The 14,176-nt window shown below is 65.2% G+C and carries 16 protein-coding genes; 14 read left to right on the top strand and 2 right to left on the bottom strand.

Features of this window, described 5'->3' with window-relative positions:
• Window positions 1–135 precede the first annotated feature (135 nt).
• The 14 genes from cobO (at window position 136) to VC352_RS08175 (ending at window position 11,438) form a co-directional block, all read left to right on the top strand.
• Complete coding sequence (gene cobO / locus VC352_RS08240; protein ID WP_322979092.1) at window positions 136–747, top strand: cob(I)yrinic acid a,c-diamide adenosyltransferase; 612 nt, start codon at window positions 136–138, stop codon at window positions 745–747.
• Window positions 747–2,039: a cobyrinate a,c-diamide synthase gene (locus tag VC352_RS08235; protein ID WP_322979091.1), complete on the top strand. Its 1,293-nt coding sequence runs from the start codon at window positions 747–749 to the stop codon at window positions 2,037–2,039. The genes cobO and VC352_RS08235 overlap by 1 nt, the downstream gene beginning before the upstream one ends.
• The gene (gene bluB, locus VC352_RS08230) at window positions 2,036–2,689 is read left to right on the top strand and encodes a 5,6-dimethylbenzimidazole synthase (RefSeq protein ID WP_322979090.1); all 654 of its coding nucleotides are present in this window, start codon (window positions 2,036–2,038) and stop codon (window positions 2,687–2,689) included. Before VC352_RS08235 ends, bluB begins: the two co-directional genes overlap by 4 nt.
• Window positions 2,690–2,692: 3 nt before the next feature.
• Window positions 2,693–3,601 carry an adenosylcobinamide-phosphate synthase CbiB gene (gene cbiB, locus VC352_RS08225; protein WP_322979089.1) on the top strand — a complete coding sequence of 303 codons (909 nt, stop codon included), beginning with the start codon at window positions 2,693–2,695 and terminating at the stop codon, window positions 3,599–3,601.
• Complete coding sequence (gene cobD, locus VC352_RS08220; protein WP_322979088.1) at window positions 3,594–4,604, top strand: threonine-phosphate decarboxylase CobD; 1,011 nt, start codon at window positions 3,594–3,596, stop codon at window positions 4,602–4,604. Before cbiB ends, cobD begins: the two co-directional genes overlap by 8 nt.
• Window positions 4,604–6,055, top strand: coding sequence for a cobyric acid synthase (locus VC352_RS08215; RefSeq protein ID WP_322979087.1), 1,452 nt, complete (start codon window positions 4,604–4,606; stop codon window positions 6,053–6,055). Before cobD ends, VC352_RS08215 begins: the two co-directional genes overlap by 1 nt.
• A 40-nt stretch (window positions 6,056–6,095) precedes the next feature.
• Window positions 6,096–6,617, top strand: a complete 522-nt coding sequence (cobU, locus tag VC352_RS08210; protein WP_322979086.1) for a bifunctional adenosylcobinamide kinase/adenosylcobinamide-phosphate guanylyltransferase — start codon at window positions 6,096–6,098, stop codon at window positions 6,615–6,617.
• A complete protein-coding gene (gene cobT, locus VC352_RS08205) occupies window positions 6,614–7,669 on the top strand; it encodes a nicotinate-nucleotide--dimethylbenzimidazole phosphoribosyltransferase (protein ID WP_322979085.1) in 1,056 nt (351 codons plus the stop codon). Before cobU ends, cobT begins: the two co-directional genes overlap by 4 nt.
• The gene (cobC, locus tag VC352_RS08200; protein WP_322979332.1) at window positions 7,666–8,241 is read left to right on the top strand and encodes an alpha-ribazole phosphatase family protein; all 576 of its coding nucleotides are present in this window, start codon (window positions 7,666–7,668) and stop codon (window positions 8,239–8,241) included. The genes cobT and cobC overlap by 4 nt, the downstream gene beginning before the upstream one ends.
• Entirely contained in the window at window positions 8,238–8,969 is a 732-nt protein-coding gene (locus tag VC352_RS08195; protein WP_322979084.1) for an adenosylcobinamide-GDP ribazoletransferase, read from the top strand. The genes cobC and VC352_RS08195 overlap by 4 nt, the downstream gene beginning before the upstream one ends.
• Window positions 8,970–9,041: 72 nt before the next feature.
• Entirely contained in the window at window positions 9,042–9,446 is a 405-nt protein-coding gene (locus tag VC352_RS08190) for a MarR family winged helix-turn-helix transcriptional regulator (RefSeq protein ID WP_322979083.1), read from the top strand.
• A gap of 50 nt (window positions 9,447–9,496) precedes the next feature.
• Window positions 9,497–10,702 (top strand): MFS transporter, encoded by a 1,206-nt coding sequence (locus VC352_RS08185; protein ID WP_322979082.1) that lies wholly within the window; start codon window positions 9,497–9,499, stop codon window positions 10,700–10,702.
• On the top strand, window positions 10,699–10,824 hold the full coding sequence (locus VC352_RS08180) for a hypothetical protein (RefSeq protein WP_322979081.1): 126 nt from the start codon (window positions 10,699–10,701) through the stop codon (window positions 10,822–10,824). The genes VC352_RS08185 and VC352_RS08180 overlap by 4 nt, the downstream gene beginning before the upstream one ends.
• 62 nt (window positions 10,825–10,886) lie before the next feature.
• Window positions 10,887–11,438, top strand: a complete 552-nt coding sequence (locus VC352_RS08175) for a glutathione peroxidase (protein ID WP_322979080.1) — start codon at window positions 10,887–10,889, stop codon at window positions 11,436–11,438.
• A 783-nt stretch (window positions 11,439–12,221) separates the two neighbouring features.
• Here the strand turns inward: VC352_RS08175 and VC352_RS08170 are convergent.
• Together VC352_RS08170 and VC352_RS08165 are read right to left on the bottom strand one after the other, a co-directional pair.
• Window positions 12,222–13,481 carry an OmpP1/FadL family transporter gene (locus tag VC352_RS08170; RefSeq protein WP_322979079.1) on the bottom strand — a complete coding sequence of 420 codons (1,260 nt, stop codon included), beginning with the start codon at window positions 13,479–13,481 and terminating at the stop codon, window positions 12,222–12,224.
• A 150-nt stretch (window positions 13,482–13,631) separates the two neighbouring features.
• On the bottom strand, window positions 13,632–14,111 hold the full coding sequence (locus VC352_RS08165; RefSeq protein ID WP_322979078.1) for a hypothetical protein: 480 nt from the start codon (window positions 14,109–14,111) through the stop codon (window positions 13,632–13,634).
• Window positions 14,112–14,176: the final 65 nt, after the last annotated feature.

The raw sequence follows: 14,176 nt of genomic DNA, 5'->3' as shown, positions 1-14,176 counted from the left end.
GGGCGTTCGTGTTTGCGTCTTCCGCCTGCCTGACCAGCCACCAGCGCCTGGAGACGTCGCGTGCACTCGCATGCTTCCTCACCATCGTCGCACCTTCGAATGACGGTGCCGGCGCCTGATGTACGGGAACACAGCATGAGCGAATCCGCCGAACGCGATGCCCGCCACAAGGCGCGCATGCAGCGCAAGAAAGCCCTGATCGACGAGAAGATTGCCCAGGCCCAGGATGAATATGGCCTGTTGCTGGTGCATAGCGGCAATGGCAAGGGCAAGAGCAGCAGTGCCTTCGGTATGGTCGCGCGTGCCCTCGGTCACGGCATCAAGGTTGGTGTGGTGCAGTTCATCAAGGGCGCGGCCAGCACCGGCGAAGAAACCTTCTTTCGCCGCTTCCCCGAGGAAGTCAGCTATCACGTGATGGGCGAGGGCTTCACCTGGGAAACCCAGGATCGCCAGCGCGACATCGCCAAGGCGCAGGAGGCATGGGCCGTGGCCCGGCGCCTGCTCAGCGATGAATCCGTTGGCCTGGTGGTGCTGGATGAGCTGAACATCGCCCTCAAGCACGGCTATCTCGAACTGGACGCGGTGCTGGCCGATATCGAGGCCCGGCCACTGCTGCAGCACGTGGTGGTGACCGGCCGGGGCGCCTTGCCGGGGATGATCGAGGCGGCCGATACGGTCACCGAGATGAGCCTGGTCAAGCATGCCTTCAAATCCGGGGTGAAGGCGCAAAAAGGCATCGAATTCTGATGACGACACGTCACTGCCCGGCGCTGCTGATCGCCGCGCCGGCGTCCGGCCAGGGCAAGACCACCGTTACCGCAGCGCTGGCGCGCCTGCACACCCGGCAGGGGCGCAAGGTGCGGGTGTTCAAATGCGGCCCGGACTTTCTCGACCCGATGATCCACGCCCGTGCCAGCGGCGCGCCGGTGTATCAGCTCGATCTGGCCATGGTCGGCGAGGCGGAGAGCCGTCGTCTGCTGTGGCAGGCCGCTGGCGAGGCCGATCTGATTCTGATCGAAGGGGTGATGGGCCTGTTCGACGGCAAACCCTCGGCCGCCGACTTGGCGCGCCACTTCGGTGTGCCGGTGCTGGGGGTGATCGATGGTGCGGCGATGGCGCAGACCTTCGGCGCGCTGGCCCATGGCCTGGCCACCTTTCAGCCGGATCTGCCCTTTGCCGGTGTGCTGGGCAACCGCGTTGCCAGTAGCCGTCATGGCGATATCCTGCGTGATGCCCTGCCGTCGAGCATTCGCTGGTTCGGCGCCTTGCCGCGCAGCGCCGCGGTGGAGTTACCCAGCCGCCATCTGGGCCTGGTGCAGGCGGGCGAGTTGGCGGATCTGGATGCGCGCCTGGACGCCGCCGCCGATGCGTTGGCGGCCAGTGCCGATGTCGATCTGCCGCCAGCGGTGAGCTTTGCTGCGCCGCAGATCGACGAGCCTGCGCCCCTGTTGAACGGTGTGCGCATCGGCGTGGCGCACGATGCCGCGTTCGCCTTCCTGTATCAGGCCAACCTCGACCTGCTGCAGGTGCTCGGCGCCGAGCTGTGCTACTTCTCGCCGCTGGCCGATAGCGAGCTGCCCGAGGTGGACAGCCTTTACCTGCCCGGCGGCTATCCCGAGCTGTACCTGGCCGAGCTGGAAGCCAATCAGGCCATGGCGGCGGCGATCCATGCCCATCATCAGGCCGGCAAACCGTTGCTCGCCGAATGTGGCGGCATGCTCTATCTGCTCGACGAGTTACGGGACAAACAAGGAGCCAGCGGGCGCATGCTCGGTCTGCTGGCCGGCAGCGCCGCGTTGCAACCGCGCCTGACTGCGCTGGCCTTGCAGGCAGTGACGCTACCGGAAGGCGAGCTGCGTGGGCATAGCTACCATCATTCGCGCCTGGACAGCCCGCTAGAGCCGCTGGCGCTCGGTCGCTGCCCGAATGGCAAGCCAGTGGCCGAAGCGGTCTATCGTCTCGGCCGGCTGACCGCCAGCTACATCCACTTCTATTTGCCGTCCAACCCGGAGGCGGCCGCCGCGCTGCTGCGCCCATGAGCGAGCACGCGTTCAGCCCCGAGGAGCGCGCGGCGGTGTACCGCGCCATCGCCGAGCGTCGCGACATGCGTCATTTCGCCGGTGGCGAGGTGCCGCCCGAGGTTCTGGCGCGCCTGCTCGAAGCGGCGCACCACGCGCCCAGCGTTGGGTTGATGCAGCCCTGGCGCTTTTTGCGTATCAGCGATCCGCAACTGCGTGAGGCGGCTCATGCGTTGGTGGAGGCCGAGCGGGTGCGTACCGCCGAAGCCTTGGGCGAGCGCAGCGACGCGTTCATGCGCCTGAAGGTCGAGGGCATTCGTGATTGCGCCGAGCTGCTGGCCGTGGCGCTGATGGACGGGCGCGAAGCGCATATCTTCGGCCGACGAACGCTGCCGGAAATGGATATGGCCTCGGTCGCCTGCGCCATTCAGAATCTGTGGCTGGCCGCGCGGGCCGAAGGGCTGGGGCTGGGCTGGGTGTCGTTGTTCGACCCAGAGGCGCTGGCCGAGTTGCTGGGCATGCCGGCAGGCAGCAAACCGGTGGCGCTGCTGTGCCTGGGGCCGGTGCAGGCCTTCTATGAGAAGCCCATGCTGGTGGAAGAGGGCTGGGCCACGCCGCGCCCACTGAGCGAGTTGCTGTTCGAGAATCGATGGGGAGAGCAGGGTGACTGAACGATGAGCCTGGCGCTGATCACCTGTGCCGGCGTGGCACTGGATGCCGTGTTGGGCGAACCGCGCCGTGCGCATCCGCTAGTGGCCTTCGGGCGTCTGGCCGAGCGTCTGGAGCAACGTTTCAACCCGTCCGGTGGCGGCTGGCGCAGCCATGGCGTGACTGCCTGGTGCCTGGCGGTGTTGCCGCTGACCCTGCTGACCTGGCTGCTGGCGCATATCAGCGGGCTGAGCTGGGCGGTGGAAATCTTTGCCCTGTACTTCGCCCTTGGCCTGCGCAGCCTCTACGAGCACGCGCAACCGGTGGCGCAGGCGTTGCGCCTGGGCGATCTGCAACTGGCGCGTGAGCGCGTCGGCTGGATGGTCAGCCGCAATACGACAGCGTTGGACGTCTCCGGGGTGGCCCGCGCCGGTACCGAGTCGGTGCTGGAGAATGGCTCCGATGCCGTCTTCGCCGCCTTGTTCTGGTTCATCGTCGCCGGTGCGCCCGGCGTCGTGCTCTATCGCCTGAGCAACACCCTCGATGCCATGTGGGGCTACCGCAACGAACGTTTCGAGCGCTTCGGCTGGGCGGCGGCGAAGATCGATGATGTGCTCAACTACATTCCGGCGCGCCTGGTGGCGTTGACCTACGCATTGCTGGGGCGCACCGCCCTGGCGCTCAAGTGCTGGCGCAGGCAGGCGCCGCTGTGGGACAGTCCCAATGCTGGCCCGGTGATGGCTGCGGGAGCGGGCAGCCTGGGCGTGAGCCTGGGCGGGGCGGCGGAGTACCATGGTGAGCGCCATGAACGCCCGCAACTGGGCGAAGGCCCGGCGCCGCATGCGCGTGATATCGAGCGCGCCATGAACCGGGTGATCGGCGGCGTGGCGATATGGCTGGTATGCCTGCTGGCTTGGGAGGTGTTGGGTGCTTGAACATGGCGGTCGTCTGCGCGCAGCCGCGCAGCGCTATGGCATCGCGCTGGAGGACTGGCTGGATCTGTCCACGGGCGTCGCTCCCTATGGCTGGACGCTACCCTCGGTGCCGGCCGAAGCCTGGATGCGTCTGCCCGAAGTGAATGACGGCCTGGAAGCTGCAGCCCGTGATTACTATGGCGCCCCCGGTTTGCTACCCGTGGCGGGCTCGCAGGCCGCCATCCAGATGCTGCCGCGCCTGCGCAAACCCTGCAACGTTGGCATTCTCGCCCCTACTTATGCCGAGCATGGTGCGGCCTGGCGCCGTGAAGGGCATCGGGTCACCAAGCTCAGCGAAGGCTCTACGCATCGCGCCTTGCCGCAGCTCGACGTGCTGGTGGTGGTCAACCCGAACAACCCCACCGGGCGCCTGATCGAGCCGATACGCTTGCTCGACTGGCACCATGAGTTGGCCGAACGTGGCGGCTGGCTGGTGGTCGACGAAGCCTTCATGGATTGCACGCCGCAGCACAGCCTGGCGCCATTCAGCGACCTGCCTGGCCTGATCGTGCTGCGTTCGTTCGGCAAGTTCTTCGGCCTGGCCGGCATGCGTCTGGGCTTCGTTCTCGCAGCGCAGGCTTTGCTCGATGAGCTGGATGACTGGCTTGGCCCCTGGGCGGTCAGCGGTCCGGCGCGCAGCGTGGCGCTCAGCCTGCTGCGTGATGAGGCTGGTCAGTGCCTGCAGCGCGAGCGCCTGCTGGCCGACGGTGCGCGGTTGGCGGCGCTATTGCGCGATTGCGGCTTACCGCCGACGGGCGGCTCGGCGCTGTTCCAGTTCTGCTGCACGCGGCGCGCGGTGCCCTGCATGGAGTTGCTGGCGCGGCGCGGCATCCTGGTAAGGCTGTTCGCCGAACTGGACAGCCTGCGCTTCGGCCTGCCGGCCGATGAGGTGGGCTGGCATCGTCTGGAGCAGGGCCTGCTGGACTGTGCGCCGATCCTCAGCAGCCTCGAGGAATCGAACTGATGCCCACCCTTATGGTGCAGGGCACCACCTCCGATGCCGGCAAGAGCACGCTGGTCACCGCGCTGTGCCGCTGGGCGCGACGCCAGGGCGTGCGCGTGGCTCCGTTCAAGCCGCAGAACATGGCGCTCAACTCGGCGGTGACCGTAGACGGTGGAGAGATTGGCCGGGCGCAGGCCGTGCAGGCGCAGGCCGCCGGCCTCGAGCCGCATACCGACATGAACCCGGTACTGCTCAAGCCCAACAGTGACATGGGCGCCCAGGTCATCATTCACGGCCGCGCCATCGGCAACATGCAGGCGCTGACCTATCACGGCTACAAGCCGGTGGTCATGGCGGCGGTGCTGGAGTCTCACGCACGGCTGGTCGAAGAGTACGAGCTGGTGCTGGTCGAAGGCGCCGGGTCGCCGGCCGAGATCAACCTGCGTGCCGGTGATATCGCCAACATGGGCTTCGCCGAGGCGGTGGACTGCCCGGTAATTCTGATCGCCGATATCGACAAGGGCGGTGTATTCGCCCATCTGGTCGGCACGCTTGAGTTGCTCAGCCCAAGCGAGCAGGCGCGCATCCGAGGCTTCGTGATCAACCGTTTCCGTGGCGATATCGGCTTGCTCAAGCCGGGGCTCGACTGGCTTGAGCAGCGCACCGGTAAACCGGTGCTCGGCGTCTTGCCCTATCTGATGGACTTTCACCTGGAAGCCGAAGACGCCGTCGACACCCGCCAGCAGACCAAGGCCGAGCAGGCGTTGCGCGTCGTGGTGCCGGTGCTGCCGCGTATCAGCAACCACACCGATTTCGACCCGTTGCGTCTGCATCCGCAGGTACAGCTAACCTTCGTCAAGGCTGGTGATGCGATTCCACCGGCCGATTTGATCATCCTGCCCGGTTCCAAGAGCGTGCGCGCTGACCTGGCGCGCTTGCGCGAGCAGGGCTGGGATACGGCCATCAGCCGGCACCTGCGCTATGGTGGCAAGCTCCTGGGTATTTGCGGCGGCCTGCAGATGCTGGGCCGGCAGATTCACGATCCGCATGCGCTGGAGGGGGCTGCCGGCAGCAGCGAGGGCCTCGGTCTGCTCGATTTCGAAACGCTGCTGGAGCCGGAAAAGCAACTGCGCAACGTACGCGGTCGGCTGTGCCTGGAACAGGCAGCGGTCAGCGGCTACGAGATCCATGCCGGCGTCAGCCAGGGGCCTGGGCTCAACGGAGCCGTGCAGCTCGACGACGGTCGCCATGATGGCGGCCTGAGCGCCGATGGCCAGGTGCTCGGCACCTACCTGCATGGCCTGTTCGAACAGCCCTCGGCATTTGCCGCGCTGCTGCGCTGGGCTGGACTGCGTGACGTGCAGGCGGTGGATTACCACGCCCTGCGTGAACGTGATATCGAGCGCCTGGCTGATCAGGTCGAGCAGCACCTGGATACCGTCAAACTCAAGAAACTGTGCGGCCTGGCCTGAGCGCATCGAATGGTGCGCGACACGCGCCTGTGGAGTGGAAATGCTTGAACTGATCCTCGGTGGTGCCCGCTCCGGCAAGAGCCGGCTGGCTGAGAAGCTTGCCAGTGAATCCGGGTTGGACGTGGTCTATATCGCTACCAGCCAGCCGCTCGATGGTGAAATGAGCACGCGCGTCGCCCAGCATCGGGCGCGGCGCCCCGCGCACTGGGCATTGGTCGAGGAACCGCTGGCATTGGCCCGGGTACTGCGCGAGCAGGCCGGGCCGGGGCGCTGCCTGTTGGTGGATTGCCTGACGCTGTGGTTGACCAATCTGCTGATGCAGGATGACTCCGCGCGCTTGCAGGAAGAGCGCGACGCGCTGTTGGCCTGTGTAGCGCAGTTGCCCGGGCGCATCCTGCTGGTCAGCAACGAAACCGGCCTGGGCGTGGTGCCGCTCGGGGAACTGACTCGCCGTTATGTCGATGAGGCTGGCTGGCTGCACCAGGCCCTGGCCGAGAAAAGTCAGCGGGTGGTGTTCACCGTCGCTGGCCTGCCCATGCTGCTCAAGGGAGACGCGTTATGACATTGCAATGGTGGCAGGGGCCCTGCCAGCCGCTCGATCACGTCGCGCGGTTCAAGGCCGAGGCCCGTCAGCGCCAGTTGACCAAGCCTGCTGGTGCGCTGGGGCGTCTGGAAACGTTGGCTATTCATCTCGCGGCCCTGCAGGGGCGTGAGAAACCGAGCCTGGACAGCCTGTGGATCACTATTTTCGCGGGCGATCATGGCGTGGTGGCCGAAGGCATTTCGGCCTACCCGCAGGCTGTCACCGGGCAGATGCTGGGCAACTTCGTCAGCGGTGGCGCGGCGATCAGCGTGCTCGCACGCCAGCTCGACGCTGCTTTGGAAGTGATCGACCTGGGTACCGCCGAGCCCTTGCCACCGCTGCCGGGCGTGCGTCATCTGCAAGTGGGCGCCGGTACGCAGAACTTCGCGCGTGATCCAGCCATGACGATGGCGCAACTGATGATCTGCCTGGAAGTCGGGCGGGACAGTATCCAGCGGGCGCGCTCCGTGGGTTGCGACCTGTTCGTCGGTGGCGAGATGGGCATCGGCAATACCACGGCGGCCGCCGCGCTGGCCTGCTGGTTGCTGGATTGCCCTGCCGCTGAGCTGGCTGGGCCGGGCACTGGCCTGGATCGGGCGGGCGTGGCGCATAAGGCGCGCGTTATCGACGCCGCGCTGGAGCTGCATCAGGCGCAGATCGACGGGCCACTGCAGGCGCTGGTGCATCTCGGTGGCTTCGAGATCGCCGCGCTGGTCGGTGCTTACCTGGCGGCCGCACAGCAAGGCGTGGTGGTGTTGGTCGACGGCTTTATCTGCAGCGTTGCCGCCTTGCTGGCGGTGCGCCTCAACCCGGGCTGCCGCGACTGGCTGCTGTTCGCCCACCACGGTGCCGAGCCGGGCCACGTGCTGGTGCTGCAGGCGCTCAAGGCCGAACCATTGCTGGAGCTGGGCCTGCGCCTGGGCGAGGGCAGTGGTGCGGCGCTGGCGGTTCCGCTGTTGCGTCTGGCCTGCGCGCTGCACGGGCAGATGGCCACGTTCGCCGAGGCAGCGGTGGCGGAGCGACCAGCCTGATGCTTGAACTGGAACTGCTGCGCCACGGCGAAACCGAGCAGGGTGGCGGGCTGCGTGGCAGCCTGGACGATGCCCTGACCGAGCACGGTTGGGCGCAGTTGCGCTCTGCGCTGCTGGATGCCGGCCCCTGGGATCGACTGATCAGCTCGCCGTTGCAACGTTGCGCGCGTTTCGCCGAGGAGGTCGCGGCAGCCCGAGGGCTGCCGTTGCACTATGAGGCCAATCTGCAGGAACTGCATTTCGGTGATTGGGAAGGGCGCAGCGCGGCGCAATTGATGGAAACCGATGCCGAGGCGCTGGGGCGTTTCTGGGCCGACCCCTATGGCTTTACGCCTCCCAATGGTGAGCCGCTATTGACGTTCGAGGCGCGGGTGCTCGATGCCTTGCGCAGGCTGTACCAGGCCCATACCGGCCAGCGCCTGTTGCTGGTCACTCATGGCGGGGTGATGCGTCTGCTGCTGGCGCGTGCGCGCGGCCTGCCACGGCAGGAGCTGCTGCAGGTCAATGTCGGCTATGCCCAGCGTTTTCGCCTGCGCCTGAATGCCGACGGGCAACTGACGGAGCTGCCATGATCCCGCTGCTGATCGCCTTGCAGTTCCTTACGCGCCTACCGGTCAGCCTGCCGGGCATGCCGACGCCGGAACAGATTGGCCGTTCGTTGCTCTGGTACCCGTTCGTGGGATTGCTGCTCGGGTTGCTGTTATGGGGCGCTCACCTGCTGCTGGGGCAGGCGGCGGCGCCGTTGCAGGCGGCGATCCTGCTCGCCTTGTGGGTCGGCTTGAGTGGTGGCCTGCACCTGGACGGCCTGGCCGATACGGCCGATGCCTGGGTTGGCGGCTTCGGTGATCGCGAGCGCACCCTGGCGATCATGAAGGATCCACGCAGCGGCCCCATCGCGGTAGTGGTGCTGGTGGTGGTGCTATTGCTCAAGTTCGCCGCATTGCTGACCCTGTTGCAGGCCGGGCAGGGTGTCTATCTGCTGCTGCTGCCCTGGTTGGGTCGCAGCCTGCTGCCTGTGTTGCTGGCGACCACGCCCTACGTGCGCGCGGGTGGCCTGGGCCAGGCGCTGGTCGATCATCTGCCGCGCCAGCAACTGCCCTGGGTGCTGGGCGCGCATCTGCTGGGCATTCTGCTGTTCGGCTGGCGGGGGGTGCTGGCTCTGGCGGTGAGCGCGCTGCTGTTCGTCTGGCTGCGCCGTGCGCTGCTGCAGCGCCTGGGCGGCACCACCGGGGATACCGCAGGTGCCCTGGTCGAACTGGGCGAATGCGCTGCACTGCTGGCTCTGGCATTGAGCCTCTGACGCAACTGTTATGGCGACGTACTGCGTAACTGTATGAGTGCCAATAGTTGATGCGGGTATATACCTGTATTCATGTTGCCGACCTCCTGTCTTTGCACTCAACTGCGCCGCGCCAGCCGTGGTGTGACCCGTCGTTACGACGATGCTCTCGCGGTCGTCGGGCTCGGTGCCGCGCAGTTTTCCCTGTTGCGTCATGTTCAGCGGCTCGGCCAGCCGAGTATTTCCGTGCTGGCCGAGGCCATGGGGCTGGATCGCAGCACGCTGGGGCGCAACCTCCGGGTGCTGGCGGAACAGGGGTTGCTGCAACTGGGTGAAGGGCGCGATTTACGTGCTCGCGAGGTACGGCTCACAGAAGCCGGCCTGCAACGTATCGAACAAGCGCTGCCGCTATGGGAACAGGTGCAGCGCGAGCTGAATGCTCGGCTTGGAGAGGATCGCCGAGCCGAGTTGATGCGTCTGCTCGAAGAACTGGTCTGACGACCCACTGACTGCCTTGCGGCCCGAGTGGCCGTACGCTGGAGATAACAATGACAACTGCATGGCGTTCAACCACCTGGCTGCTGCTCGGCGCATCGCTGATTCTGGCGCTGTCACTCGGCACCCGCCACGGCTTCGGTCTGTTCCTGCCGCCGATGAGCGCGGAATTCGGTTGGGGGCGCGAGGTGTTTGCCTTCGCCATTGCCCTGCAGAACCTGATCTGGGGCTTGGCGCAGCCGATTACCGGCGCGCTGGCCGACCGCTTTGGCGCACGCAAGGCCATCGTCATCGGTGGCGTGCTCTACGTGCTGGGGCTGCTGTGCATGGGCATGGCCGACTCGCCGCTGTCACTGTCGCTCAGCGCCGGTTTGCTGATCGGTATTGGCCTCTCCGGTACTTCGTTCTCGGTGATTCTCGGCGTGGTCGGCCGGGCCGTACCGGTGGAGAAACGCAGCATGGCCATGGGCATCGCTGCCGCTGCCGGCTCGTTCGGCCAGTTCGCCATGCTGCCGGGTTCGCTCGGGCTGATCGGCTGGCTGGGCTGGTCGTCGGCGCTGCTGGCGCTGGGGCTGCTGGTGGCGCTGATCGTGCCGTTGGCCGCGATGATCAACGAGGCGCCCGCACCCGTCAGCAACGGCTCTGAGCAGACCCTGCTCGAAGCGTTGCGCGAGGCCGCCGGGCATTCCGGTTTCTGGTTGCTGGCGCTTGGCTTTTTCGTCTGCGGTTTTCAGGTGGTCTTCGTTGCGGTGCACCTGCCGGCCTATCTGGTCGATCATCATTTGCCCGCGATCACCGGCACCACGGTGCTGGCGCTGGTTGGGTTGTTCAATGTTTTCGGCACCTATATCGCCGGTTGGCTGGGTGGGCGCATGGCCAAGCCGCGCCTGCTCAGCGCCCTGTACCTGCTGCGCGGTGTGGTCATCACGCTGTTTCTGGTGGCGCCGTTGACGCAGTGGAGCGCCTACCTGTTCGGTATCGCCATGGGCCTGTTGTGGCTGTCGACGGTACCGCTGACCAACGGCACCGTGGCCACGCTGTTCGGCGTACGTAACCTGTCGATGCTCGGCGGGATCGTCTTCCTGTTCCACCAGATCGGTTCCTTCCTCGGTGGTTGGCTGGGTGGTTACCTGTATGACCATACCGGCAGCTACGACCTGGTCTGGCAAATCTCCATCGGCCTCAGTCTGATGGCCGCCGCGCTCAACTGGCCGGTGCGTGAGGTGCCGGTGGCGCGCCTGCAGGGCGCGCCGGCATGAGTCGCGATTGGATCACCGGCGTCGCGCTTGCACTGGGCTTCGGTCTGTTGCTGGCGTTGGCCTGGTGGGGCTGGCGCCAGGGTGGGCTGGCACTGCTGCAACTGGGTGTCGGTATCTGCTAGTTGCCTGTGGTGCGGCCTGCGAGTAGCGTGGCGAAATGCTGCCACCGTTAGAGGTCATCGTTATGCCCTTTCATCGTCTTGCCTGTTCCATGCTGCTTTCCTGCCTGACTCTGCCTGTGTTGGCAGCGGAGTGTCCGGCGTTGCTGCAAGGTGAATTGCCCAAGTTGCGCGCCAAGGGCGAGAGCGTCGAACTCTGTCAGTTCGCCGGCAAACCGCTGGTGGTGGTCAATACGGCCAGCTTCTGCGGATTCACGCCGCAGTTCAAAGGGCTTGAAGCGCTGTACCAGCGCTACAAGGATCAGGGGCTTGAGGTGCTGGGCGTGCCGTCTGACGATTTCCGCCAGGAATCGGCCGACAGCAAGGAGACGGCGACCGTCTGCTACGTCAATTACGGTGTGACCTTCACCATGACCGAGCCGCAGCCGGTCAGTGGTGACGATGCGATTCCGCTGTTCAAGGGCCTGGCCGAGCAGAGCAAGGCGCCGCGCTGGAATTTCTTCAAATATGTGGTCGATCGTCAGGGCAAGGTGGTGGGGAGTTTTTCCAGTCTGACCAAGCCGGATGATCCTGAGTTGATCAAGGCAGTGGAGCAGGCGATTGCCAGTCAGCCTTGAGGGGAGAGACGGCTTGATGCTGGGTTGGCGAGTTTGTGTGAGTGGGCTTTCGTTTTAAAGCTGTTTATCGAGTTCTGCTGATAGCTCCCGTTTCGCCTCCCGGCGACCTTCTTTTGTCAAACGCCACAAAAGAAGGCAAAAGGTCTTGGCCCTGACATCCGGCCCCGGCTTCGCCGGGGTTCGTTCGCTCCATCGTCGCTCCGAGGGTCGGCGTACATGGGCCATCCCTGGCCCATTACGCCTCTCGCAGCATCCATGCTGCTCGCCCCTCTACGCAACGATTCCACTCACCCTCCTGGACGGGCCATTCGCGCGCCTGAGACTTCGGGTTTGATTCGACTGCCGTGGTGGTTCGCTGTTGCTCTGCTCTTGCCAGAACACTCCCAGCTACACCTGAGTTACCCCGGGTTCAGGCGCGTGCAGAGCCCGCCCAGTAGGGCGAACGGAATCGTCGTGGAAGAGGTTGAGCGACATGGATGTCGCGAGAGACACGATGGGCCAGGGATGGCCCTTCGTGGCGGGCCTCTGGAACGATGATGGAGTGAGCGAACCCTGGCGCAGCCAGGGCCGGATGAACGGGCGGAGGGTTTGGTTACTTTGCCCGCAAAGTGACTCGCCTGGGAAGGCGAAACCAAAGACATCAACAAGAACGCGGCGATTCGGAACAGAAACCAGTACAACCGACACACAAACTTGCCCGTCCGGTATCAAGCCCGGCCTCCCCGAAATTCCTCGATGCACCCAAAAAGAAGACCCGCATTTCGCGGGCCTTCTTGCGTAGTATCAGAACCTGTAGGTCAGCGACGCCCCCAAACCATGGGCGCTGTTCTTGTAAGTTGCGTTGTAGCTGCCACGGCTGGCACTGCTGCGGTTCACATCCACCGACTCTTCCTGCAGATAGGAATAAGCCACGTCGATGGTCATGTCCTCGTTCGGGCTCCAGCCAGCCCCCAGGCTGAAGATGGTGCGATCGCCGGAAGGGATGCGCGGCGAGCGGTCGGTGTTGTTGATCGGCGACTGATCCACGGCAATACCGGTACGCAGCGTCCACTGCTTGTTGACCTTGTAAGCCAGACCAATGGCATGGGCCCAGGTGTCGTGCCAGTTTTGCTCTTCGACGATGGTATTGAGGCTGGCCGGCAGGGTGCTGGCGTCGTTCTCCACGCGGATTTCCTTGAAGCGGCTCCAGCGCGTCCAGGTGCTGCCGGCATACAGCGTCCAGGCGTCGTTCAGCTCATGGGTGATCGACATGTCCACCGACTCGGGGGTAGTCAGGTCGAGTTGGGCGTCGTACTTGCCGGCAAGGTTGGTCGCCGCTGCAGCGTCGATTTTGGTATTGCCTTCGAGCTTGTATTTGACCCGCGAGTGGTAGGTCACGCCGACGCGCGTGCGTGGGCTGAATTCGTAGAGCACGCCGGCATTGAAACCGACTGCGGTGTCGTCGCCCTCGACCTTCACCTTGCCGTCACCCAGCGGGGTGAACAGCGACGAGGTCAGTTCGCCCTCGATGTGGTTGAAGGTGGGGCCGAAGCCGACCGACAGTTGATCATTGAAGCGGTAGCTGAGCGTGGGCTGGATGGTGATGACGCGAACATAGCTCTTGTCCGCCTGATAGCGGCCCTGGAAGCTGCGCTCGTAATCGGTCATCAGACCGAAGGGGGCGTAGACACCGATACCGAGCGCGACCTTTTCATCCAGCGGCTTGACGTAATAGCCCATGGGTACGCCGGTGTCCGGCACCATGTCGCCGTCATTGCTGCCAGCCAGGGCGCCAGCTGGCGAGCTGCCGCTGGCATGACGAATGTCGCTCTTGGCGTGGATCACGGCTGCGCCGACGCTGACTTCATCACGTTTCAGGCGGGCCATGCCGGCGGGGTTGCCGAATACCGTGCTGGCATCGTCGGCTGCCGATGAGCGTCCGGCGAAGGACGTACCCATGGCGCTGATGCTCTGTTCGTTGAGGGCGAAGCCGCTGGCGAAACCATGGCTGGAGGTGGCGGCCAGGGTGATGGCCAGACCGGTCTTGAGAAGACGTCTGCTCACGGGGGAACTCCTGTGGTGAGGCGGGGGTGCAAACTACCTCGTTTGCTGACACCTGCCAACCCGATGAAGTTCAAGAAAAATTATGGATTGTCTGACAATTTCGCCTAACCGGTTAGCTTCTTGCGGGTAATGGCGCTGTTGGCGGATCTCTCATGCCACCTGGCTGGCAGGCTCCACGCAACGCTGCCAGGTGGCGACGAAATCATGCGGGCGCCCGCGTGGGTGAAACACCTTGCACCAGATTCGCCCAAGCGCATCGAGGTCATCGGCGGCTGGCAGGGTTATGGCCTGCTGCTCCACCAGTAGCCAGGCGATGGCCGTGGCGTAGCGCAGGTTCACGGTCAGTTCCAGGTGTGGGGCTTCGAGAAAGGCATGCTGGCTGGCCAGGCCGCGCACTCGGCTGGCCAGATCGGGGAATCGCGCCAGATGGCGATCCCACAGGGCCAGGTGGCGCTGGGCGCTGATGCCATACAGGCCATGGCCTCGCTGGTTGTCCAAGGCACTGCCCAGCGCAGATTGACAGGCAGCTGCCCCCAGCAGAAGCGCCTCGGCTGCGGGTGACTGGCGTTGCAGGTAGAGCAGGGTAGGGTGGATGACGTGCTGGCTGAGCTCGCGGGCGGCTATTCCCATGGCATCCTCTCGAACAAGATACCGGTGGGGCCGGGCGCCTGGCAGCGGGTTTGTCTAGCTATTCG

The sequence above is a fragment of the Pseudomonas sp. C11 genome (genome assembly GCF_034683865.1).
Taxonomy (GTDB): Bacteria; Pseudomonadota; Gammaproteobacteria; order Pseudomonadales; family Pseudomonadaceae; genus Aquipseudomonas.
Note: the sequence above shows the minus strand (reverse complement) of the source record. Positions and strands in the feature narration are given on the sequence as shown.

Bases quoted from the DNA above. Each gene is read 5' to 3' on its own strand.
- bluB (WP_322979090.1), top strand. From the start codon at position 2,036: ATGAGCGAGCACGCGTTCAGCCCCGAGGAGCGCGCGGCGGTGTACCGC.
- VC352_RS08195 (WP_322979084.1), top strand. From the start codon at position 8,238: ATGATCCCGCTGCTGATCGCCTTGCAGTTCCTTACGCGCCTACCGGTC.
- VC352_RS08165 (WP_322979078.1), bottom strand. From the start codon at position 14,111: ATGGGAATAGCCGCCCGCGAGCTCAGCCAGCACGTCATCCACCCTACC.
- VC352_RS08235 (WP_322979091.1), top strand. From the start codon at position 747: ATGACGACACGTCACTGCCCGGCGCTGCTGATCGCCGCGCCGGCGTCC.
- cobO (WP_322979092.1), top strand. From the start codon at position 136: ATGAGCGAATCCGCCGAACGCGATGCCCGCCACAAGGCGCGCATGCAG.
- cbiB (WP_322979089.1), top strand. From the start codon at position 2,693: ATGAGCCTGGCGCTGATCACCTGTGCCGGCGTGGCACTGGATGCCGTG.
- cobT (WP_322979085.1), top strand. From the start codon at position 6,614: ATGACATTGCAATGGTGGCAGGGGCCCTGCCAGCCGCTCGATCACGTC.
- VC352_RS08190 (WP_322979083.1), top strand. From the start codon at position 9,042: ATGTTGCCGACCTCCTGTCTTTGCACTCAACTGCGCCGCGCCAGCCGT.
- VC352_RS08185 (WP_322979082.1), top strand. From the start codon at position 9,497: ATGACAACTGCATGGCGTTCAACCACCTGGCTGCTGCTCGGCGCATCG.
- VC352_RS08215 (WP_322979087.1), top strand. From the start codon at position 4,604: ATGCCCACCCTTATGGTGCAGGGCACCACCTCCGATGCCGGCAAGAGC.
- VC352_RS08175 (WP_322979080.1), top strand. From the start codon at position 10,887: ATGCCCTTTCATCGTCTTGCCTGTTCCATGCTGCTTTCCTGCCTGACT.
- cobU (WP_322979086.1), top strand. From the start codon at position 6,096: ATGCTTGAACTGATCCTCGGTGGTGCCCGCTCCGGCAAGAGCCGGCTG.
- VC352_RS08180 (WP_322979081.1), top strand. From the start codon at position 10,699: ATGAGTCGCGATTGGATCACCGGCGTCGCGCTTGCACTGGGCTTCGGT.